This is a genomic window from Streptomyces xanthii, from assembly GCF_014621695.1.
Taxonomy (GTDB): Bacteria; Actinomycetota; Actinomycetes; order Streptomycetales; family Streptomycetaceae; genus Streptomyces; species Streptomyces xanthii.
This window is the reverse complement of record NZ_CP061281.1, coordinates 6,691,038-6,711,963: the sequence shown is the minus strand read 5'-3', so window position 1 is coordinate 6,711,963 and position 20,926 is coordinate 6,691,038. Positions and strand designations below refer to the sequence as shown.

At 70.4% G+C, this 20,926-nt stretch carries 18 protein-coding genes and 1 riboswitch; of the genes, 5 read left to right on the top strand and 13 right to left on the bottom strand.

The window, feature by feature from the left end; genetic code table 11:
- Positions 1–157 precede the first annotated feature (157 nt).
- Positions 158–967 (top strand): PhzF family phenazine biosynthesis protein, encoded by an 810-nt coding sequence (locus tag IAG42_RS30255; RefSeq protein WP_188340124.1) that lies wholly within the window; start codon positions 158–160, stop codon positions 965–967.
- Between the two features lie 7 nt (positions 968–974).
- On the opposite strand, the gene IAG42_RS30250 is transcribed toward IAG42_RS30255, so the two are convergent.
- Positions 975–1,775 carry a CPBP family intramembrane glutamic endopeptidase gene (locus IAG42_RS30250; RefSeq protein WP_188340123.1) on the bottom strand — a complete coding sequence of 267 codons (801 nt, stop codon included), beginning with the start codon at positions 1,773–1,775 and terminating at the stop codon, positions 975–977.
- A 190-nt stretch (positions 1,776–1,965) separates the two neighbouring features.
- Here IAG42_RS30250 and IAG42_RS30245 point away from each other — a divergent pair, with 190 nt between their 5' ends.
- A complete protein-coding gene (locus IAG42_RS30245) occupies positions 1,966–3,738 on the top strand; it encodes a substrate-binding and VWA domain-containing protein (protein ID WP_188340122.1) in 1,773 nt (590 codons plus the stop codon).
- A 56-nt stretch (positions 3,739–3,794) separates the two neighbouring features.
- Here IAG42_RS30245 and IAG42_RS30240 read toward each other — a convergent pair whose 3' ends face one another.
- The gene (locus tag IAG42_RS30240; RefSeq protein ID WP_188340121.1) at positions 3,795–5,315 is read right to left on the bottom strand and encodes a glutamate--cysteine ligase family protein; all 1,521 of its coding nucleotides are present in this window, start codon (positions 5,313–5,315) and stop codon (positions 3,795–3,797) included.
- Between the two features lie 548 nt (positions 5,316–5,863).
- Here IAG42_RS30240 and IAG42_RS30235 point away from each other — a divergent pair.
- Complete coding sequence (locus tag IAG42_RS30235; RefSeq protein ID WP_188340120.1) at positions 5,864–6,442, top strand: hypothetical protein; 579 nt, start codon at positions 5,864–5,866, stop codon at positions 6,440–6,442.
- A 288-nt stretch (positions 6,443–6,730) separates the two neighbouring features.
- Positions 6,731–6,931, top strand: coding sequence for a DUF5999 family protein (locus IAG42_RS30230; RefSeq protein ID WP_188341678.1), 201 nt, complete (start codon positions 6,731–6,733; stop codon positions 6,929–6,931).
- 70 nt (positions 6,932–7,001) lie between these two features.
- Here the strand turns inward: IAG42_RS30230 and gcvP are convergent, their stop codons facing one another.
- Positions 7,002–9,887 (bottom strand): aminomethyl-transferring glycine dehydrogenase, encoded by a 2,886-nt coding sequence (gene gcvP / locus IAG42_RS30225; protein ID WP_188340119.1) that lies wholly within the window; start codon positions 9,885–9,887, stop codon positions 7,002–7,004.
- 191 nt (positions 9,888–10,078) lie between these two features.
- A riboswitch (glycine riboswitch) is annotated at positions 10,079–10,173 on the bottom strand.
- A gap of 114 nt (positions 10,174–10,287) precedes the next feature.
- Between gcvP and IAG42_RS30220 the strand changes: the two genes are divergently transcribed.
- Positions 10,288–10,662 carry a PRC-barrel domain-containing protein gene (locus tag IAG42_RS30220; RefSeq protein WP_188340118.1) on the top strand — a complete coding sequence of 125 codons (375 nt, stop codon included), beginning with the start codon at positions 10,288–10,290 and terminating at the stop codon, positions 10,660–10,662.
- Between the two features lie 33 nt (positions 10,663–10,695).
- Here the strand turns inward: IAG42_RS30220 and IAG42_RS30215 are convergent, their stop codons facing one another.
- The 10 genes from IAG42_RS30215 to IAG42_RS30170 form a co-directional block, all read right to left on the bottom strand.
- The gene (locus IAG42_RS30215; RefSeq protein ID WP_188340117.1) at positions 10,696–12,177 is read right to left on the bottom strand and encodes a DNA polymerase IV; all 1,482 of its coding nucleotides are present in this window, start codon (positions 12,175–12,177) and stop codon (positions 10,696–10,698) included.
- A 44-nt stretch (positions 12,178–12,221) separates the two neighbouring features.
- Entirely contained in the window at positions 12,222–12,842 is a 621-nt protein-coding gene (locus IAG42_RS30210; protein ID WP_188340116.1) for a MerR family transcriptional regulator, read from the bottom strand.
- 192 nt (positions 12,843–13,034) lie between these two features.
- Positions 13,035–13,508: a bifunctional nuclease family protein gene (locus IAG42_RS30205; RefSeq protein WP_161300298.1), complete on the bottom strand. Its 474-nt coding sequence runs from the start codon at positions 13,506–13,508 to the stop codon at positions 13,035–13,037.
- Between the two features lie 86 nt (positions 13,509–13,594).
- Positions 13,595–14,326: a transcriptional regulator FtsR gene (gene ftsR / locus IAG42_RS30200; protein WP_188340115.1), complete on the bottom strand. Its 732-nt coding sequence runs from the start codon at positions 14,324–14,326 to the stop codon at positions 13,595–13,597.
- A 27-nt stretch (positions 14,327–14,353) separates the two neighbouring features.
- Complete coding sequence (locus IAG42_RS30195) at positions 14,354–15,295, bottom strand: FHA domain-containing protein (protein WP_188341677.1); 942 nt, start codon at positions 15,293–15,295, stop codon at positions 14,354–14,356.
- A gap of 82 nt (positions 15,296–15,377) precedes the next feature.
- Entirely contained in the window at positions 15,378–16,250 is an 873-nt protein-coding gene (locus tag IAG42_RS30190) for a DUF881 domain-containing protein (protein WP_188340114.1), read from the bottom strand.
- 5 nt (positions 16,251–16,255) lie between these two features.
- Complete coding sequence (locus IAG42_RS30185; RefSeq protein ID WP_008749169.1) at positions 16,256–16,588, bottom strand: small basic family protein; 333 nt, start codon at positions 16,586–16,588, stop codon at positions 16,256–16,258.
- Entirely contained in the window at positions 16,585–17,490 is a 906-nt protein-coding gene (locus tag IAG42_RS30180; protein ID WP_188340113.1) for a DUF881 domain-containing protein, read from the bottom strand. The genes IAG42_RS30185 and IAG42_RS30180 overlap by 4 nt, the downstream gene beginning before the upstream one ends.
- A gap of 90 nt (positions 17,491–17,580) precedes the next feature.
- Complete coding sequence (locus IAG42_RS30175; RefSeq protein ID WP_188340112.1) at positions 17,581–20,076, bottom strand: mannose-1-phosphate guanyltransferase; 2,496 nt, start codon at positions 20,074–20,076, stop codon at positions 17,581–17,583.
- 114 nt (positions 20,077–20,190) lie between these two features.
- Positions 20,191–20,799 (bottom strand): CDP-alcohol phosphatidyltransferase family protein, encoded by a 609-nt coding sequence (locus IAG42_RS30170; RefSeq protein ID WP_188340111.1) that lies wholly within the window; start codon positions 20,797–20,799, stop codon positions 20,191–20,193.
- Positions 20,800–20,926 lie beyond the last annotated feature (127 nt).

Below are 20,926 nucleotides of genomic sequence, written 5' to 3'. Positions count from 1 at the left end.
TCCGACATGACAGTTCGTTACCGTGATCTTCAATCGATCGCGATGTCTCGACGATATATCGGAAGCGATCGCAAGGCAACCCCTTGCACGGTCGTGCGGGCTGACCTGCCGCGAAAACCGGCGGTCCGCGGACACCCCGGCGGCTACCGTCGGCGGCATGATCATTCGCATCGTCGACGCCTTCACCGACCGCCCCTTCGCCGGGAACCCCGCCGGCGTGCTGCTGCTCGACGCCTTTCCCGAGGACAAGTGGATGCAGCACGTCGCCCGGGAGGTCAATCACGCGGAGACCGCGTTCGCGCATCCGCTGCCCGAGGGCGGCGCCGCCGACTGGGCGCTGCGCTGGTTCACGCCGACCACCGAGGTCGACATGTGCGGGCACGCCACACTGGCCACCGCGCACGTGCTGCACACGACGGGCGCGTCCGAGGGCCCCGTACGGTTCGCCACGCGCAGCGGCGTCCTGGTCGCCACCCCGCACGCGGACGGATCGATCACCCTCGACTTCCCGACCGCCCCCCTCACCGAGGAGCCGGTCCCCCACGCGATCACCGAGGCACTCGGCGTACGGCCGCTGTCGGCGCACGACACCGGGGACGCGATCGGCGACCTGCTCGTCGAACTCGCCGACGAGCAGGCGGTACGCAACCTGGCGCCGGACCTCGCCGCGCTGGCCCGGGGCTCACGGCGCGGGGTGATCGCGACCGCGCTCGCCCAGGACCCCGGCACGGGCTACGACTTCGTGTCCCGGTGCTTCTTCCCGAACGTCGGCATCGACGAGGACCCGGTGACCGGCAGCGCGCACACCGCGCTCGCCCCGTTCTGGGCCGCCAGGACCGGCCGCGACGACCTCACCGGCCTCCAGGCCTCGGCCCGCACCGGCCTCGTCCGCGTCGGCCTGCGCGGCGCGCGGACCCTGCTCACCGGCCACGCCGTGACCGTCGTGGAGGGCGAACTGCACGCCTGACGGAGGATCAGGCGGTGGGGAGCCAGTCGACCTTGCCGGCGAGCAGCCCGTACCCGACGAACGCGCCGATGTCGAGGAGGGAATGGGCCACCACCAGCGGCCCGACCCGCCCCCACCGCCGGTACAGCAGCGCGAAGACGATGCCCATCGCGACGTTCCCGAGGAAGCCGCCGACGCCCTGGTACAGGTGGTACGAGCCGCGCAGCACGGACGAGGCGATCAGCGCCTGCCCCGGCGTCCAGCCCAACTGGCCGAGCCGGCGCAGCAGATAGCCGAGGACGATGACCTCTTCGAGCACCGCGTTCTGCACCGCCGAGAGGATCAGGACGGGGTACTTCCACCACACGTCCGGCAGCGCCTCGGGCACCACCGTCAGGTTGAAGCCCAGGCCGCGCGCGGCGAGATAGAAGGCGATGCCGGTGCTGCCGATGACGGCGGCGACACCGGCACCGCGCGCCAGATCGAACCACGGCCGGGTGCGGTCGAAGCCGATCACGCGCAGGCTCTCGCCCTCCCGCAGCAGGAGGTGCGCGACGAGCGCGACGGGCACGAGAGCGCTCGCGATCCCGAACAACTGCCAGGCCAGATCCAGCCAGGGGCGGCCCGGCGCCGCGGAGGCGTTGAGCGTCGCCGCCTGGTCCTTCAGACCGCCCGGTTTGGTGACCGATCCGACAAAGCTGATCAGCGCGGACACGCCGCTCGCACCGAGCGAAAGCCCCAGAACGATCAGCGTCTCGCTCCGCAGAATTCGTCGCGAAGGGCCCCCGCCGGGAAAAGAATCGGCCACCTGCACTGCCTCCACCTGCACTCTTGACGCCAGTTCAGTAATCCCGCCTCATCCCTCACGCCGCACCGCTAGGGTCTCGAATGCAGGTACGAAGATCGCGCGCGACAGGCCGAGGGGGGCGGAGCGCCGCAGACCGGCGCACCCCTGCCCTCCCTCGCATCACCGCTTATATCGCAACTGCCTTTATGGCTCAGGGAGGGGCACCACCGCCATGGGACGTCACAGCAGCATGCCCGACGGGTACGGGTCGGCCACGGCCGACCCCCGGCCTCGGTCACGCGGCCGCACGGTGGCCATCGCGACGGCCCTCGTCCTCGTCGTGGCGGCAGGCACGGCCCTGGCGATCCGCAGCGATCTGCTCGGCATCGGCGACGGGTGCGACGGGTCCGTGAGCCTCGGCGTCATGGCCTCGCCCGACGTCGCCCCCGCGCTGCGCGACGCGGCCGACCGCGTGCACGAGCAGAAGATCACCTCGGACGGGAACTGCCTCGACATCACGGTCACCGCGAGCGAGTCGTACAAGGTCGCCGAGACGCTGCGGCGCCAGGGCGACCGGTCCGACTTCCAGGTGTGGGTGCCGGACTCGAGCCTGTGGATCAAGCGCGTCACGCAGAACTCGAAGGCGGTCCCGGTCACGGCCGCGGGCACCTTCGCCTCCTCGCCGATCGGCGTGGGCATGGTCCCCTCCGCGGCGAAGTCCTTCGGCTGGCCGAACAAGACGTACTCGTGGACCGAGCTGACCGGCGCCGCCATGGAGGGGGACGCCGTGCGCCTCGGCGCCGCAGACCCGGCCCGCAGCGCGACGGGCCTGCTCGCCCTGACCAAGCTGTCCGCCGCGGCGCAGAAGTCGGGCGACGGCGACGGCACCGAGGCCGCCGCCATGGCCAAGGTCCTGGCTCAGCGCACGTCGGACAACGACGGCCAGCTGATGGACACGGTGGCCCGCGACTCCTCCGGCACCGAGGCCGGAAACCCGCGGCGCAACGAGGCGCTGATCGTGTCCGAGCAGGCCGCGTTCACGCACAACGCGGAGGTGGGCGACGACGGCGCCCTCGACCTCTTCTACCCCAAGGACGGCTCCCCCGCCCTGGACTACCCCTTCTCGCTGGTCGACGAGTCCGCGCTGACCACCGACGAGAGCCGGGCCGCCCTGCGCTTCATGACGCTCCTCTCCGCGCCCGACGGCCGCTCGATCATGGAGAAGCACGGCTTCCGCACCGAGGACACCAGCTCGCCGGAGACGGTCGCGGCGCAGGCCGGCGGCCGTTCCCCGCAGCCGTACGCGGAGCCCAGCGCGGACCCGGCCACCGACGAGCAGGTCGAGCAGACCCTCGGCATGTGGACGATCACGGTGCAGAGCGCGCGCATCACCACCGTCGTCGACGCCTCCGGCTCCATGGGCAACCTGGTGCCGAACCGCGGCCAGTCACGGATGGAGGTCACCAAGGCCTCCATGCTGGCCGCGCTGCGGACCTTCACGCCCGAGGACGAGATCGGCCTGTGGGAGTTCTCCACGCACCTGGACGGCAACCGCGACTACAAGCGGCTCGTGCCGACCGAGCGGCTCGGCGACCGCAAGGGCGCGGGCACCCAGCTCGACCGGCTCAACGCGGCGTTCACCTCGTTGCAGCCCGTTCCCGACGGCGCCACCGGCCTCTACGACACCACCCTGGCCGCCTACCAGGAGGCCACCTCGGGCTACAGGAACGGCAAGTTCAACGCGCTGGTCGTGGTCACCGACGGCAAGAACGAGGACCCCGGGTCGATCTCCCGCAGCAACCTCATCAGCCGCCTCGAGGAGCTGTCCGACCCGGAGCGCCCGGTGCCGCTCATCGCGATCGCCGTCGGCCCGGACACGGACAAGGACGAGATCGAGCAGATCGCCGCGGCCACCGGCGGCTCCGGGCACCTGGTCAACGACCCGGCCGACATCCAGGAGGTCATCCTGAACGCGATCATCAAGGCCGGCGCCAGGACCAACTGACCGGCCCCGCCCGTACCGTTCGCCGGTACCGCCCGCTCCTGTCGCTCGCCCCGCCGTCAGCCGAGCGTCACCGCGGGCTCCGGCAGCCCGACGGGCCAGGTGTGCACCGGCTCCCCCCGGTGCATCAGCTCGCAGTACCTGCGGGTCGTCGCGGCGAGCGCATCGTCCCGCCCGAGCCCGCTCGCGCGCGCCTTGTGGTACGTCGCGGCCTGCCATTCGGCGCCGTTCATGCGCAGCGCGCAGCGCTGTTCGATGACGCCGAGATAGCGGTCCCGGTCGGCGGGCTCGACGCCCCACGCGTCGAGCCCGGCGGCCGCGAGCGGCAGCAGTTCCTCCTGGACGAGCGTGACGGCCTCGATCCGCTCGGTGCCGCCGAACCGGCCCCGGCGCGGCCACTCCAGGCGCGCCTCGATCCCGTACCGGCACGCCGCGTCGAAGTTCCGGGCCGCCGCGTCGAAGGAGAGCCGCGACCACACGGGCCGCGCGTCCTCGGCGAGCGCCCGTACGACGCCGTAGTAGAAGGCGACGTTGGCGATGACGTCGGTGACGGTGGGGCCGGCGGGCAGCACCCGGTTCTCCACGCGCAGGTGCGGGACGCCGTCGACGACCCCGTACACGGGCCGGTTCCAGCGGTACACCGTGCCGTTGTGCAGCACGAGTTCGGCGAGGTTCGGCACGCCGCCCCGGTCGAGGACCTCCAGGGGCCGCTCCTCGTCGAGGATCGGCAGCAGGGGCGGGAAGTACCGCAGGTTCTCCTCGAAGAGGTCGTGCGCCGACTCGATCCACCGCTCGCCGAACCAGGTGCGCGGCCGCACGCCCTGGGCCTTCAGCTCGGGCGGGCGGGTGTCGGTGGACTGCTGGAAGAGCGGGGGCCGCGACTCCCGCCACAGCTCCCGCCCGAACAGGAACGGCGCGTTGGCGCCGAGCGCGATCTGCACGGAGGCGATGGCCTGCGCCGCGTTCCACACGGCGGCGAAGCGGCCGGGCGTGACCTGGAGGTGCAGCTGCACCGACGTGCAGGCCGCCTCGGGCGCGATCGAGGAGGAGGTGCAGGTCAGCCGCTCGACGCCCTCGATGTCGAGCGCGAAGTCCTCACCGCGCGCGGCGAGGATCTGGTCGTTGAGCAGGGTGTAGCGGTCCACGTCCGACAGGTTCGCGGAGACGAGGTCGTCGGCGGCGAGCGTCGGCAGAATGCCGATCATCACGATGCCGGCGTCGACCTCGTTGGCCTTGCGGTGCGCGTAGCCGAGCCCCGTGCGCAGTTCCTCGGCGAGCTGGTCGAGAACACGGCCGCCCAACGGGTGCGGGGCGATGTTCACTTCGAGATTGAACATCGCGAGTTCGGTCTGGAAATCCCGGCTCGCGATCCGCTTCAGAACTTCCGCATTCATCATTCTCGGCAGCCCGTCGGAACCCGCGAGATTCAACTCGATCTCCAGCCCCATGAGATTCCTGGGCCGGTCGAAGCGCTTCTCGTCCAACAGCCGCCCGAGCCCCGCCAGACACTCCTTGAGCTTCTCGCGGTACCGGAGCCGGTCGGCCAGATCGACCGCGCCCGCAACGACCTTCTCCCCCATGGAAGCGTCCCTCCTCGCGTCGACAGCCCAACGTACCGGCCGCATGTCCCGGGGGATGATGCCCAGCGATGTGATCGACAACGCCCCCACGCGGGCCGCCGGGGCAGTAGGCTCTCCACGACCACTCTCCGGCACATTCCGCGGGCATGCGACCGATCGATGATGGGTCATCGGGTGATCCGGTGCCCCGGTGATAAACACCGACGGAAATGGGCCGACCGCTCGCCCGCACGAAATCCGAGGTCACACGGATACGGCGGGAAGACGGCGGGAAACGGTGGCAGGAAAATCGGGAGAAAATCCGTGTTTCACCTCGGTGAGAGAGGCCGGATGACCTCTTGCGGGAACTCCGTGGCGTGCTAGAGGAAACCCTGTCCGAACACGCGTCGTATAAACTCCGCGGACGAGACAGAGACGCGGCGCCCGCGGCACCGGCCCCCGCCCGCTCTGCTCCGCCCACCCCTTGTGCACCGCGCAGCTGACAGCGCCGTCCGCTCGTCCTGCACCGCCCTCGAAGCACGTGCCTGTCGAATGAGAGGCGACCCATCATGCCCTTGCACGTCTCCCCGGCTCCCGCGCCGGCCCTGCGCACCGTCCTCGCGGCCCTCGGTTCCCCCACCGCCGTCCGCGAGGCACGCACCCCGTCCCTGCGCGCCGCCCAGGGTCCCGTACGCCCGGAACTCCCGCTGCCCGTCCACGTCCTGGACCATGTCACCGAGGCGACCGGGCCCTCGCGCACCCGGCTCACCGGCTGGCGCTTCCTGATCCGGTGCGGCGAGCGCGCGGTGGCCGCCGCGGACACCCGGCTCACCCCGGACGGCTGGGCGTTCTCGCACTTCTTCGAGGGCCCGTACGTCACGGCCACCGAGCGCGCCCTGCGTCAGGCCGAGGCCCTCGCCCCGCACCACCAGGCGCGGCTGCTGTCGGTGCCGGAGCTGTACATGCTGACCCTGTGGCTGCACGGCGACCCGGCCGCCGACGCCGCCACGGGGCATCCGGCGGCGGACGACATCCTGGTGCCGCTGGCGCCGGCCCCGCCGGGCATCGCCGCCCACCGGCCGCACCGCGTCGCGGAACTGCTCCCGGTTCTCACGCACCGGCTGACCCCGGCCGCGATCGTCGCCTGATCCTGCGGCGCGAGGCCGGGTGGCCTGACCGGACTAGCCCGGTCAGGCCACCCCGAACCATCCGAAGTGACAGTGCTGTTGGCCTGAACCGCCCGCACGGGTGATGCGTCCTCTTCCAGTGAGGACCGCTGCTACGAAATACCTGCGGATCGACGCCCGCGGGGCAACACTGGGTTCCGGACCGACTGAAAACGGGGGGCGGCCATGAACAAGCCTTCGAGCCGCAGCACCAACAGCACGGACAGCAACACCGTCATCGAGATCACTTCGCAGCGAAAGATCCCTTCCATGTGCCAGCACCAGCCACCGTGCCCGTCAGCAGACTCCGCCGACAGGGAAGCCGCACACCCTGTGGCCCACCACCCTGAGCAGGGCTGGAGCCTCCTCTGCAACGGGGTCCTCCTCTTCGAGGACACCGGCGAACTGCTGCCCAACGGCACCATCATCGCCCCCCACCGCCCGCTCAGTCCGGTGGTGAAGGCGGCCTAGCCCCGACAGGGGCGCGGGTACCGCGCGACCGGCCACGACGAAGCGGCCGGCCGCGCAGCACCCTCGGCGACTACGCCTCGTAGGCGTCCAGAGGCGGGCAGGAGCACACCAGGTTCCGGTCACCGAACGCCTGGTCGATCCGCCGGACCGGCGGCCAGTACTTGTCCGAAGCCACGACCCCGGCCGGGAAGACACCCTCTTCCCGGCTGTACGCGTGCTCCCACTCGCCACCGAGCATCCCGGCGGTGTGCGGAGCGTTCCGCAGCGGGTTGTCGTCGGCCGGCCACTCACCGGCGGCGACCTTCTCGATCTCCCCGCGGATGGCGATCATCGCGTCGCAGAACCGGTCCAGCTCGCCGAGGTCCTCGCTCTCGGTCGGCTCGATCATCAGGGTGCCGGCGACCGGGAACGACATGGTCGGCGCGTGGAACCCGTAGTCGATGAGCCGCTTGGCGATGTCGTCGACGCTGACGCCGGTCGACTTGCTCAGCGGGCGCAGGTCGATGATGCACTCGTGCGCGACGAGCCCGCCGGGACCGGTGTAGAGCACCGGGTAGTGCGGCTCGAGCCGCTTGGCGATGTAGTTGGCGGAGAGCACGGCGACCTGCGTCGCGCGCTTGAGGCCCTCGCCGCCCATGAGCCGCACGTACGCCCACGAGATCGGCAGGATGCCCGCGGAGCCCCACGGAGCGGCCGAGATCGGGCCGACGCCCGTCTCGGGACCGGCGGCCGGCTGCAGCGGGTGGTTGGGCAGGTACGGCGCGAGGTGCGCGCGCACACCGACCGGGCCGACGCCCGGACCGCCGCCGCCGTGCGGGATGCAGAAGGTCTTGTGCAGGTTGAGGTGCGAGACGTCGCCGCCGAAGTGACCCGGCTTGGCGAGACCCACCAGCGCGTTCAGGTTCGCGCCGTCCACGTAGACCTGGCCGCCGGCGTCGTGCACGGCCGCGCAGATGTCGGCGACGTGCTCCTCGAACACACCGTGCGTCGACGGGTACGTGATCATGAGCACGGCCAGCTCGTCGGCGTGCTGGGCGATCTTGGCGCGCAGGTCCTCGACGTCGACCTCGCCGTCGTCGGCGGTCTTGACGACGACGACCTTCATGCCGGCCATGACCGCGGAGGCGGCGTTCGTGCCGTGCGCGGAGGACGGGATGAGGCAGACGGTGCGCTGCTCGTCGCCGTTGGCCCGGTGGTAGCCGCGGACCGCGAGGAGACCGGCGAGCTCGCCCTGCGAGCCGGCGTTCGGCTGCAGGGAGACCTTGTCGTAACCGGTGACCTCGGCGAGGCGCTCCTCCAGCTCACGGATGAGGGTGAGGTAGCCCTGCGCCTGCTCGGCCGGGACGAAGGGGTGCAGCTGGCCGAACTCGGGCCAGGTGACCGGCTCCATCTCCGTCGTCGCGTTGAGCTTCATCGTGCAGGAGCCCAGCGGGATCATTCCGCGGTCCAGCGCGTAGTCGCGGTCGGACAGCTTGCGCAGGTAGCGCAGCATCGCGGTCTCGGAGCGGTACTGGTGGAAGACCGGGTGGGCCAGGTAGTCGTCCGAGCGCAGCAGACCGGCCGGCAGCGTGTCCGCCGTCGCGGCGTCCAGCGCCTCGATGTCGGCGTCCACGCCGAACGCGGCCCACACGACGCCCAGCTGGGCCCGCGTCGTCGTCTCGTCGCAGGCGAGGGAGACGTGGTCGGCGTCGACGAGGTGCAGGTTGACCCCGGCCTCGCGGGCGGCGGTCACGATGTCGCCGGCCTTGCCGGGGACGCGCGCGGTCAGGGTGTCGAAGTACGCGCCGTGCACGAGCTCGACGCCGCCCGCGGTGAGACCGGCGGCGAGCAGGGTCGCGTACCGGTGCGTGCGCCGCGCGATCGTCTTCAGGCCCTCGGGGCCGTGGTAGACGGCGTACATGCCGGCCATGACGGCGAGCAGCACCTGGGCGGTACAGATGTTGCTGGTGGCCTTCTCGCGGCGGATGTGCTGCTCGCGGGTCTGGAGGGCCAGGCGGTACGCCTTGTTGCCGTCGGCGTCGACGGAGACGCCGACGAGGCGGCCCGGCAGGGAGCGGGCGTGCTTGTCCTGGACGGCCATGTAGCCGGCGTGCGGGCCGCCGAAGCCCATCGGGACGCCGAAGCGCTGGGTGGTGCCGACGGCGATGTCCGCGCCGAGCTCGCCGGGCGAGGTCAGCAGGGTCAGGGCGAGCAGGTCGGCGGCGACGGTGACGATCGCGCCGATCTCGTGGGCCTGGTCGATGACCGGCTTGATGTCGCGCACGGCACCGGAGGCACCCGGGTACTGCAGGAGCACGCCGACGACACCGCGCTCGGCGATCTCGGCGGGGATTCCGTCGCTCAGGTCGGCGACGACGACCTCGACGCCCGTCGGCTCGGCGCGGGTCTCGATCACGGCGACGGTCTGCGGCAGCGTGTCCGCATCGACGAGGAACACACCGTTCTTGACCTTGCCGATGCGCCGCGACAGGGCCATGGCCTCGGCGGCCGCGGTGCCCTCGTCGAGCAGCGAGGCGCCGGAGGTGGGCAGGCCGGTCAGCTCGGCGACCATGGTCTGGAAGTTGAGGAGCGCCTCGAGGCGGCCCTGCGAGATCTCCGGCTGGTACGGCGTGTAGGCCGTGTACCAGGACGGGTTCTCCATCACGTTGCGCAGGATGACCGGCGGGGTGAAGGTGCCGTAGTAGCCGAGGCCGATCATCGAGCCGAGGACCTGGTTGCGGTCCGCGAGGGAGCGGAGCTCGTCGAGCACCTCGGCCTCGGTGCGGGCGCCCGGCAGGTCCAGCGCCTCGGCGCTCTTGATGACGTCCGGCACCGCGGCGGCCGTCAGCTCGTCGAGCGAGCCGTAGCCGACCTGCGCCAGCATCTTGGCCTGGGCGGCGTCATCGGGGCCGATGTGGCGCTGCTCGAAGGGGATCCCCTGCTCCAGCTGGGAGAGCGGGATACGGTTGGCGGTCATTGCGGAGGCCTCCTGGTCGATGCGACCTGCGAGGGGCACCACGGCGCGGGTACCCGTTCGGCCTCCCCCTCTGTCATCTCGACCTGAGAGCTTCACCGGCCCGTCCGGGCGATCTCGCGATCGCGGACATGCCGGCTTTCACCGTCGGTGAGAGCGGACAAAGTGCACCCCGCCCTGCTTTCCAGAGTGACCTCACCCGTGCGGTACGTGAGCCTGAGAGATTCCGGGGAGGATTTGCTCCTTCGGCGCCTCCGACGGGGTCGGAGGACTCTCCCGCGCGGGGTCAGCAGCCGCTTGCCAGCCTACCAGCGCGGACCTGGCCGGATCCCTCGAGTGGCCGTCATCACCAATGTGCTCTTTCGTAGGGGGTATCAACGAGTTGCGACCAGCTGGAGGGACCGTGCAGACCGATGTCGATCCGCGCAACCTGATCGGCCGCAAGGCGTTCGACCGCCACGGAAGCAAGATCGGAACCATCGACGAGGTCTACCTCGACGACGCGACCGGCGTTCCGGAATGGGCGGCGATACGTACGGGGCTCTTCAGCCGCGACGCCTTCGTCCCCCTGGAGCCCAGCGAGCTGGTGGAGGGCACGCTGCGCGTCCCCTTCGAACGCTCCCTGATCAAGGACGCCCCCGACTTCGGCGTGGGCCGCCACCTCTCCCCCGAGCAGGAACTGCAGCTATACCACCACTACGGCCTCGACATCATGGCCCCGCAGCCCCCGGACATGGACTTCGGCCGCCTCGCGGGCCCCGACGAGGACCCCGCCTAGCGCCGCGGGACGTACGGGAACCGGACGCGCCGCCTACCCCGGCTCCGCCGAAGCCTCCTTCAACGGCTCCACCAACGGCAGCGGCTCCCCCACCTCCAGGTCCGGATCGTCGACGAGGAACGTCCGCACCCGCCCGGGAACCCGGGAGTACGGCGTCTCGAACCGCACCGTGACCCGCCCGAGCCCGCTCCCCTGCACCCACCCGGGCCCGAACTCCGCATGCCGCACGTCGTGCCCCGGAAGCCACCGCCGGGGCGCGGGTTCGACCGGATCCGCCGCCTCACCCCCGGCCGCCTCCTGAGCATCACCGGCGGCCCCGCCCACTGGACCACCGCCGGCCTCCGAGCCGCCGGAAACCCCTACGGCCTCCCCAGCCCCCTCGACCTCGGCAGCCCCCGCCGCGCCCTCGGCCTCCGCCTCCGCTTCGGCCTCTTCCGCCGCGTGCGCCGCCTGCGCGAACAGATCCTCCTGCGTGTAGTCGGCGAGCCCGCTGACCCCGACCCCGAGCAGCCGTACGCCCCCGGTCGTGTCCACGGCCTCCAGCAGCCGCGCCGCGGCCTCCCGCACCACGGCCGGATCGTCCGTGGGCCCGCGCAGGGTCTCCGACCGGGTCAGTGTCGAGAAGTCGTAGCGCCGCACCTTGAGGACCACGGTCCGGCCCGAACGCCCGGCCCCCCGCAGCCGCTCCACACACCGCTCCGCGAGCCTCCGCACCTCCATCCGCACCCGCACCCGGTCGTGGATGTCCACGTCGTACGTGTCCTCGACCGACACGGACTTGGAGTCGCGCTCGGCGACGACCGGCCGGTCGTCGTGGGCCAGCGCCATCGCGTAGAGATGCGCCCCGTGCGACTTTCCGAGCAGCCGCACCAGCTCGTCCTCCCCCGCCTCGGCGATCTCCGCGACGGTGAGGATGCCGGCCCGTCTCAGATGGTCCCCGGTCGCGGGGCCGACGCCGGGCAGGATGCGGACCGACCGCGGACCGAGCAGCGCGCGCTCGGTGCCCGGCGGGATCAGCACCAGCCCGTTCGGCTTCGCCTCCTCCGACGCGATCTTGGCGAGCATCTTCGACGCCGCGAGACCCACCGAACCGGTCAGCCCGGTCACCCGTCTGATGTCCGCGCGCAGCCGCACCCCCACCGCCTCGGCGGAAGCGGCGTCCCAGGCCACCTCACCGGCCTCCAGATCGACGAACGCCTCGTCGAGGCTCAGGGGTTCCACCAAGGGCGACAGAGCCCGCAGGAGGGCCATCACCTGCTCGCTGATCTCCCGGTACAGATGGAAGCGCGGCACCAGGAAGGCCGCGTTCGGCGCGAGCCGCCGCGCCTGCCCCGTCGGCATCGCGGAATGGACCCCGAACCGGCGCGCTTCGTAGGAGGCGGTCGCGACCACGCCGCGCGGCCCGACGCCGCCCACGACCACCGCTTTCCCGCGCAGGCTCGGCTTGGCCGCCTGCTCCGCCGAGGCGTAGAAGGCGTCCATGTCGAGATGCAGGATCGTCGGCGCGGTTCTCACATCTCCGATGCTGCCCTACGCCACTGACAACGGGCCCCTGCGGCTCACACGGCCCGGTTGCGCCGCCTCGCGAGTTCGTCGGACGGGTTGTGCGCCAGCAGCGTCTCGCCGGTGTCCACCCGCTCCCCGTGCAGCTGGGACAGGGCACTCTCGACGTCCCGCCACACGACACCGACGGCGATGCCGAAGATGCCCTGGCCGCCCTGGAGCAGATCGTGCACCTCGGCCGGCGAGGTGCACTCGTACACCGTGGCGCCGTCGCTCATCAGCGTCATGCGCTCGAGGTCGCGGAACCCCTGCTCGCGCAGGTGCTGCACCGCGGTCCGGATGTTCTGCAGCGAGACACCCGTGTCCAGGAAACGCTTGACGACCTTGAGGACGACGACGTCCCGGAAGCTGTAGAGCCGCTGGGTGCCCGACCCGTACGCGGGCCGCACGCTGGGCTCGACGAGACCGGTCCTGGCCCAGTAGTCCAGTTGGCGGTACGTGATGCCAGCCGCCGCACACGCGGTCGGCCCCCGGTATCCGACCTGCTCGGCGCCCTCGTCGCCGCTCGCCCCCGCCACCGCAGAAACCGCCTGCGGGCGCTGCGGAGTGTGATCGGCCGCGCTGCCGTGAAACAGGTACGGACCGCCCGTCGCCGTACCGTCGCCGCTGCTTCTCACGCCGACCTCCTCATTGACCTGCCTTGTCGACGGTAGGCAGTCACAGGGGGTGCGTCAACGAACGCCACACTCGCCACGCCGAGTGATAATCACCCTAAGAGTGGTTTCCCGTGACCCACCGCGGGGAAAGGCTAGCCGAATGTGCCGAGGCGACCGGCGCGATGCGTTCCCCGTCCGGCCGGATCCGGCCGTCTACTGGCTGTTGGTCCCGAAGTCCTCGGGCGAGATCTGGTCGAGGAACTCGCGGAACTTCTCGACCTCGTCCTCCTGCTCGTCCGGGATCGCGATCCCCGCGTCGTCCAGGACCCCGTCGCTGCCGAAGATCGGCGTCCCGGTGCGCAGGGCGAGGGCTATGGCGTCGGAAGGACGGGCGCTGACCTCGACTCCGCTGGCGAAGACCAGCTCCGCGTAGAAGACACCCTCCCGCAGGTCCGTGATGCGCACTTCCGTGAGCTCCTGACCGACCGCCTCCAGCACGTCCTTGAACAGGTCGTGCGTCAGCGGACGCGGTGGGGCCATGCCCTGCTGGGCGAAGGCGATCGCGGTCGCCTCCCCCGGTCCGATCCAGATGGGGAGGTACCGGTCGCCTCCCACTTCACGCAGGAGCACGATCGGCTGGTTGGAGGGCATTTCGACCCGGACACCTACGACGTCGAGCTCGTTCACACAGCAACCCTAGGACGTGCCCGGCAGGTTTGGGTAGTCGGGCATCCGCCGCATGCCGGGCGCACGGCCGAGGACCGCCCCTGCCATCAGGGAAGACGCACGCCCAGAGCAGTCTGGACGAGTGTGGCGTGGAGCTTCACCGTCAGCCCTGCCAGCTCCTTGGCACGGGCCTGCGCCAGCGCCCGGGTCTGCGGATTGCGGTGCACCTTGAGCGGGGCGACGACCGAGTCGACCAGGCCGGCCTCCCGGTCCGCGGCCGCCCGCATCAGGCGCAGGTGGCGGGGTTCGATGCCGAAGCGGCCCAGCTCGCCCACGAGCTCGGCGACCACGACGGCCCCGGCGTCGTAGCCGCCGTCGGGCAGCTGGGCGATGAGCCCGTAGGACTCCCACTCCTCGAGCTCGGCCGCGTCGATCCCGGCGGCCGCGAGCAGCTCCTGGCGGCCGATGCGGGCCGCGGTGGGCCCGTCCTCACCGGCGTCCGCCGGATCGCCGGGCCGGCCGGGGGCAGGGACGGGCAGCGCCTCGCCCCTCTCCAGGCCGTCGAGCTGCTCCTTGATGACCTTCAGCGGCAGGTAGTGGTCCCGCTGCATCCGCAGCACGTGGGCGAGCCGCTCGACGTCGTCCGGACTGAACTTGCGGTACCCGGACGGCGTCCGCTGCGGCTCGATGAGGCCCTCGGACTCCAAGAACCTGATCTTGGAGATCGTGACCTCGGGGAATTCCTCGCGCAGCGTGTTCAGGACGGTGCCGATGCTCATCAGCCGGCTGTCCACGGTGGCGGTGCCGCCCGCGGCACCGCCCCTCGGTGTGTGAAGCATGGACCTTCCTGAAGGTTCGCTGACGGGTCAGATACCTCGCTGGCTCGCGTAGAAGACCAGCCGGTACTTGCCGATCTGCACCTCGTCGCCGTTGTGCAGCGTCACGGAGTCGATGCGCTCACGGTTCACGTACGTCCCGTTCAGGCTGCCCACGTCGGCGACGCTGAACGTGCCGTCCTGCTGGCGACGGAACTCCACGTGACGGCGCGACACGGTCACGTCGTCGAGGAAGATGTCGCTCTGCGGGTGACGGCCCGCCGTGGTCAGCTCGCCGTCCAGGAGGAAGCGGCTGCCCGAGTTCGGACCGCGCCGCACCACCAGGAGCGCCGAGCCCATCGGCAGCGCGTCGACCGCGGCCTGCGCCTCGGGCGACAGGGCGGGCAGCTGCGTCTGGCCGGTGGCCTCCGGGTCGTACGACTCGAGCCCCGAGATGGAGATCGTGGACGTCGTCTCGGACGGGCCCTCCGGCACGGCACCGCCCCGCAGCGGCGCACCGCAGTTGGAGCAGAACCGGCTGTTCTCGCCGTTCCTGTTCCCGCACCTCGTACACACCAGGGCCGACATGGACGGATCCTCCTGCCGCGGCTGCCCCGCGGGGGCTTGGGACGCGTACGGGGCGGAACCGAACCCTCCACCCGTACCTGAGGTTGACGGTTCCCCGAAACCTATGCGGCCGGAACCGGCAGGGTCAACAGACGACGCGCCCTGTCCGCCCGAATTGTCTCCGCCGACCTCGTCCCGGAACAGGGGGCGCTCGCCCACCTGGGTCTCCGGCACGTCACCTTGGCGCGGCGCGCGGTGACGTGCGTCCTCACGTGCGCTCTTGCCGAACAACTTCGCAAACAACTTCACGGGCGATTCCCCTTGACCGAAACAGACCCGCCCGTGGGGCAGGACGAACCCTGACTGCACACATCGGCGTACATCTCCGACACGGACATCCTCACAACGTCCGTATCCGCAAAACAGTTTCCACCACGCACCCCGCCCGGGATGCGCCGACCCCCCGCAACCTCATGCCCTCGCACGGCGTCCACCATGCACCTCCGCCTCACTGCGAGGACGACCGAGCGTAGTCAGGCCGCTGCGCTGCCCGCAAGGCGTCCACGACGATCTTCTCCGAACGGCTCACAGCCACTGTGGCCTGCTCCTTCTCCAACGTCTGCACCACACCTCCGGGGATGTTGAGGGCCGGTTCCAGGTCCTGCGGTTTGCCGATGACCTTGAAAACGTACGGCTGGGCGATCTTGTGCCCGTCGACGCTCACGCCCTTCCCTCCGGTTCCGTCCGTCAGGTAGGTGTTCGCCACGACACGGACGTCGTTGACCTGGATCGCCTCGGCGCCCGCCGCCCGCAGTTCCTGGATCGCGTCGAGCAGCATGTCGGCCTCGACGGCCCCCTTCGTGTCCGTGACGGTCATGGTGATCCCGGGGCCCTGCGCGGCCACGGTGCCCGCCAGAATGCCGAGTTGACGTTCCTTCTCGACGGTCTGCTTGCGGGCCTCCTCGGCCTGGTCCGAGCTGTTCTCCAACTCGGCCCGCTGGTCCTCGAGACCTTGCTTCTCATCCTCCAGACGCTGAGTCCGGTCGTCGAGTTCATCGAGGATGCGTACAAGATCTTCCTGACGTGCTCCGCGCAGGGCGCTGTTGTCGCTGTTCGAGCGCACCTGGATGGCCAGACCGAGGCCCAGCACGAACAGCAGCACGGCGACCGTCAGTTGGGCGCGCGACACGCGCGGTGGCCACAGGCTCTTCACCAGCCGCCGGCGCCCGGTCAGCGGCGCGGGACCCTCGGGCTCGGCCTGTGTCGCGCCCTCGCCCGGCTCCACCTCCGCCGGCAGCTCCTTGCGCAGCGGGTTCGCCTGCGCCCGCTCTTGCGCCTCGCCGCCGTCGTTGTCTGCTGCGTCGTCTGCTGCGTCGCTCATCGGCCTCACGCCCGGAAGACGTGCCGCCGGATCGCGGCAGCGTTGGAGAAGATGCGGATGCCGAGCACGACGACGACGCCGGTCGACAGCTGCGCGCCGACACCCAGCTTGTCGCCGAGGAAGACGATCAGCGCGGCCACCACGACGTTCGACAGGAACGAGACGACGAAGACCTTGTCGTCGAAGATCCCGTCCAGCATGGCGCGCAGTCCGCCGAACACCGCGTCGAGCGCGGCCACCACGGCGATGGGAAGGTAAGGCTCGACGACCGCCGGAACCTCGGGCCGGACGAACAGCCCGACCACGACTCCCACGACGAGGCCCAGTACGGCGATCACGATGTGCCCTTCTGCTCTGCTCTCGGCTGTGCTGTACGAACGATCACGCTGGGGGCGGCGGGGAGTCTGAGGTCGTCCTGCGCCGAAATGCTGGTCCTGATCCCGAAGTTCTCCTTCAGGGCGTGCAGGTACAGCCCGTCGGGGCTGTCCTGGAACCGTGTGCTCAGCCGCTGCCCGTCCCCCACCGCGAGCACCGTGTACGGCGGCACCAGCGGCTTGTTGTCGACCAGTATCGCGTCACCCGCGGCCCTGATCGCGGACAGCGCGGTGAGGCGCTGCCCGTTGATGCTGACGGCCTCGGCGCCGGACTGCCACAGGCCGTTGATCACGCGCTGCAGGTCCCGGTCGCGCACCCGGCCCGTGTCGGCGAACCCGGCGCTCTCGCGCGGCCCGCTCCCGCCCTCCGTCTGCGCGGACTTGGCGTCGTCGACGACGAGCCTGACCCCAGGCCCGTGCACGGCGAGGGCACCGGACAGGACGCCCATCAGCTCGCCCTTGTCACCGCCGTGCTTCTTCAGGGCCTCGCGCTGCATGTCGCCCACGTGCGTGCGCAGCGAGTCGACCTCGCCCTCGAGGGTGTCGGCGGACTGGGTCTCCTGGTTGATCCGGTCGATGAGCTCCTCGCGCTCCTTGGCCACGACCGGCGCGGCCACCCGCGCCTGCGCTGCGCCGACCGTCACGACCAGCGCGGCGAGGACGAGCCCTGCCGCGAGCCCCAGCTTGGCCCGCAGCGTCTTCGGCATGCCGCTCTGTCCCTCGGCCCGCTTGCGGGCCGCGGCCTCCGCGTACCCGTCGTCCAGGCTGTGGTCCATCACGTTGTTCAGCAGCGACATGGACGCGTCGGGGCGTGCGGGGCGCTGAGGTGTGCGCCGAACGGGGGGCGGCTGCGGCATGCCGCACATCGTCGCACGTCGCGGCCACTACCTCCGAATGGCCCCACCGACCGTCGTCGGGCACCCGGTCCGGGGCGCCCGACGACGGCCGGGCGGGTGTCAGCTCCCGGCGCTGTCGACGACCGCCGACCACTCGTCGAGCAACTGCTGGGCGGAGGCGTCGTCGGGCCCCTCGGCCCACAGATGGGTGACGGCCTCGGCCCGGTCGGGCAGCACCATGACCCAGCGCCCGTCGGCCTCGACGACCCGCACACCGTCCGTCGTGTCCACGGACCGGTCGCCGGCCGCCTCCACGACCCGGCGCATGACGAGCCCCTTCACGGCCCACGGCGTCGCCAGGTCCCGCTTGAGCACGTGCGCCCGCGGGATCCGGGCGTCGATCTGGCTCAGCGTGAGCTGCGTACGGGCCACCAGTCCGATGAGCCGTACGAACGCCGCGGCCCCGTCGAAGACACTGCTGAACTCGGGCACGATGAACCCGCCGCGCCCGTCGCCACCGAAGATCGTGCCGTCCTCACGGCCGACCCGGGTCAGATCGTCGGGGGACGTCGTCGTCCACTCGACCTGGGTGCCGTGGTACGCCGCGACCTGCTCGGCGATCCGCGTGGTCGTCACCGGGAGCGCGACCCGCCCGCTGCGCCGCTCGGCGGCCACCAGGTCGAGCATCACGAGCAGGGCCCGGTCGTCCTCGACGATCCGTCCCTTCTCGTCGACGAGCGACAGCCGCTCGCCCACGGGGTCGAAGCGCACTCCGAACGCGGCCCGCGCCGACGCCACGATCTCCCCGAGCCGCACGAGCCCGGAGCGCCGGGTGTCGGCCGACTCGGTGGGCCGCGACTCGTCGAGCCCCGGGTTGATGGTCAGCGAGTCGACACCGAGCCGCCCCAGGAGACTCGGCAGCACCAGCCCCGCACTGCCGTTGGAGGCGTCCACGACGACCTTGAGCCCCGCGTCCGCGATCCCCGTGGTGTCGAGGTTCCGCAGCAGCGACCCGGTGTACGAGTCGAACACGCTGGACGGGAAGTGCAGATCCCCGATCTCCCCGGGGAAGGCACGCCGGTACTCCTGCCGCGCGTACACCCGGTCGAGCTTGCGCTGACTGGCCTGGGACAGATCGGCACCCCGCTCGTCGAAGAACATGATGTCGACGGAGTCCGGGACGCCGGGAGTCGTACGGATCATGATGCCGCCGGCGCTCCCCCGCGCCGTCTGCTGGCGCGCCACCGGCAGCGGCACGTTCTCCAGGTCCCGTACGTCGATGGCGCTGGTCTGCAGCGCCGAGATCACAGCTCTCTTGAGCGCCCGGGCACCACGTGAGTGGTCGCGGGCGGTCGTGACGGTGGAACCCTTCTTCAGCGTTGTGGCGTACGCCCCCGCGAGCCTGACGGCGAGCTCGGGGGTGATCTCCACGTTCAGGATCCCGGAGACGCCCCTGGCCCCGAACAGATGGGCCTGGCCGCGGGACTCCCAGATGACCGAGGTGTTGACGAAGGCACCGGCCTCGATCGTCTTGAACGGGTAGACGCGTACGTTGCCCTGGACGATCGATTCCTCGCCGACCAGGCACTCGTCGCCGATGACGGCGCCGTCCTCGATGCGGGCGGCCCGCATGATGTCGGTGTTCTTGCCGACGACGCAGCCGCGCAGATTGCTCTGCTCGCCGATGTAGACGTTGTCGTGGAGGACGGCCTTGTGCAGGAAGGCGCCGCTCTTCACGACGACGTTCGACCCGACGACGGTGTGTTCGCGGATCTCGACGCCGGCCTCGACCTTGGCGTAGTCACCGATGAACAGCGGCCCGCGCAGAACGGCGTCGGGATGCACCTCGGCGCCTTCGGCGACCCAGACGCCCGGCGAGATCTCGAATCCGTCGAGCTCGACGTCGACCTTCCCCTCGAGCACGTCGGCCTGGGCCTTCACATAGCTCTCGTGGGTGCCGACGTCCTCCCAGTAGCCCTCGGCGACATAGCCGTAGATGGGCTTGCCTTCCTTCATCAGCTGCGGGAAGACGTCGCCGGACCAGTCCACGGGAACATCGGCCTGGACGTAGTCGAAGACCTCGGGCTCCATGACATAGATGCCCGTGTTCACCGTGTCCGAGAAGACCTGTCCCCAGGTCGGCTTCTCGAGAAAGCGCTCGACCTTGCCCTCTTCGTCGACAATGGTGATGCCGAATTCCAGCGGATTCGGCACGCGGGTCAGGCAGACGGTGACGAGCGCACCTTTTTCCTTGTGGAATTCGATGAGCTCGGTGAGGTCGAAGTCGGTCAGCGCATCGCCGGAGATCACAACGAAAGCGTCGTCCTTCAGCGCTTCCTCGGCATTCTTCACACTGCCGGCAGTGCCGAGCGGCTTCTCCTCGTTGGCATACGTGAGCTCCATCCCGAGGTCTTCGCCGTCCCCGAAATAGTTCCGGACCATTGAGGCCAGGAACTGCACGGTGACGACGGTTTCGGTGAGCCCATGCCGTTTGAGCAGCCTGAGCACGTGCTCCATGATCGGCCTGTTCGCCACAGGCAGGAGCGGTTTGGGCATGCTCGAGGTCATCGGGCGGAGGCGTGTGCCTTCGCCTCCGGCCATCACGACGGCCTTCATGTCGGAAGCGTCCTCCTTGAAGAGACGACGGTCTAGCCGACTTCGCCCGCTGTAAATGGCCCGCGGATCTGGTGGCGCGGGCCATCCGGCCTCAGCCAACGCTCAACGACGAGCTCAATCGGCCATGGAGTCCGCCCTGACAAGTCGGCGGACCTGAACCATGTAGAGGATCCCTGCCCACCAGTACAGCGTTGTACCCCATCCGGCGAACGCCCATCCGAAAATAGCAGCGAGTTCATGGATCCAGCCACTTCCGTCGCTCAGAAGCAGCAACGGGAAGGCGTACATGAGGTTGAACGTGGCCGCCTTGCCCAGGAAGTTCACCTGCGGCGGAGGATAGCCGTGACGGCGGAGGATCCCCACCATCACCAGCAGAACCAGTTCACGTGCCAAAAGTACGGCGGTCAACCACAGCGGAAGAATCTCGCGCCAGGTCAGTCCGACGAGAGTGGACAGAATGTAGAGCCGGTCCGCGGCAGGGTCGAGGAGCCGGCCGAGACTGCTGATCTGATTCCAGCGCCGGGCGAGCTTGCCGTCGAGATAGTCGCTGACACCGCTCAGCGCGAGCACCAGCAGCGCCCAGCCGTCGCTCTTGGGGCCGCCGAACTCCGGCCTGAGGATCAGCCACAGGAAGAGGGGTACGCCGACGAGACGCGCCATGCTGAGGATGTTCGGGATGGTGAGGACCCGGTCCGTCTGGACACGGGTCTCCTGGACCTCCACCCGGGGGCCTCCTGTGGGAAACGAGCCAACGATGCCCCCTGACCTTACCCTTGGCCCTGGCCGGCCTCGCCGCCGGGTCACCCCCAAACGCAAAAAAGCCTCTGGCCCCGAGCAGAATGCTCAGGAC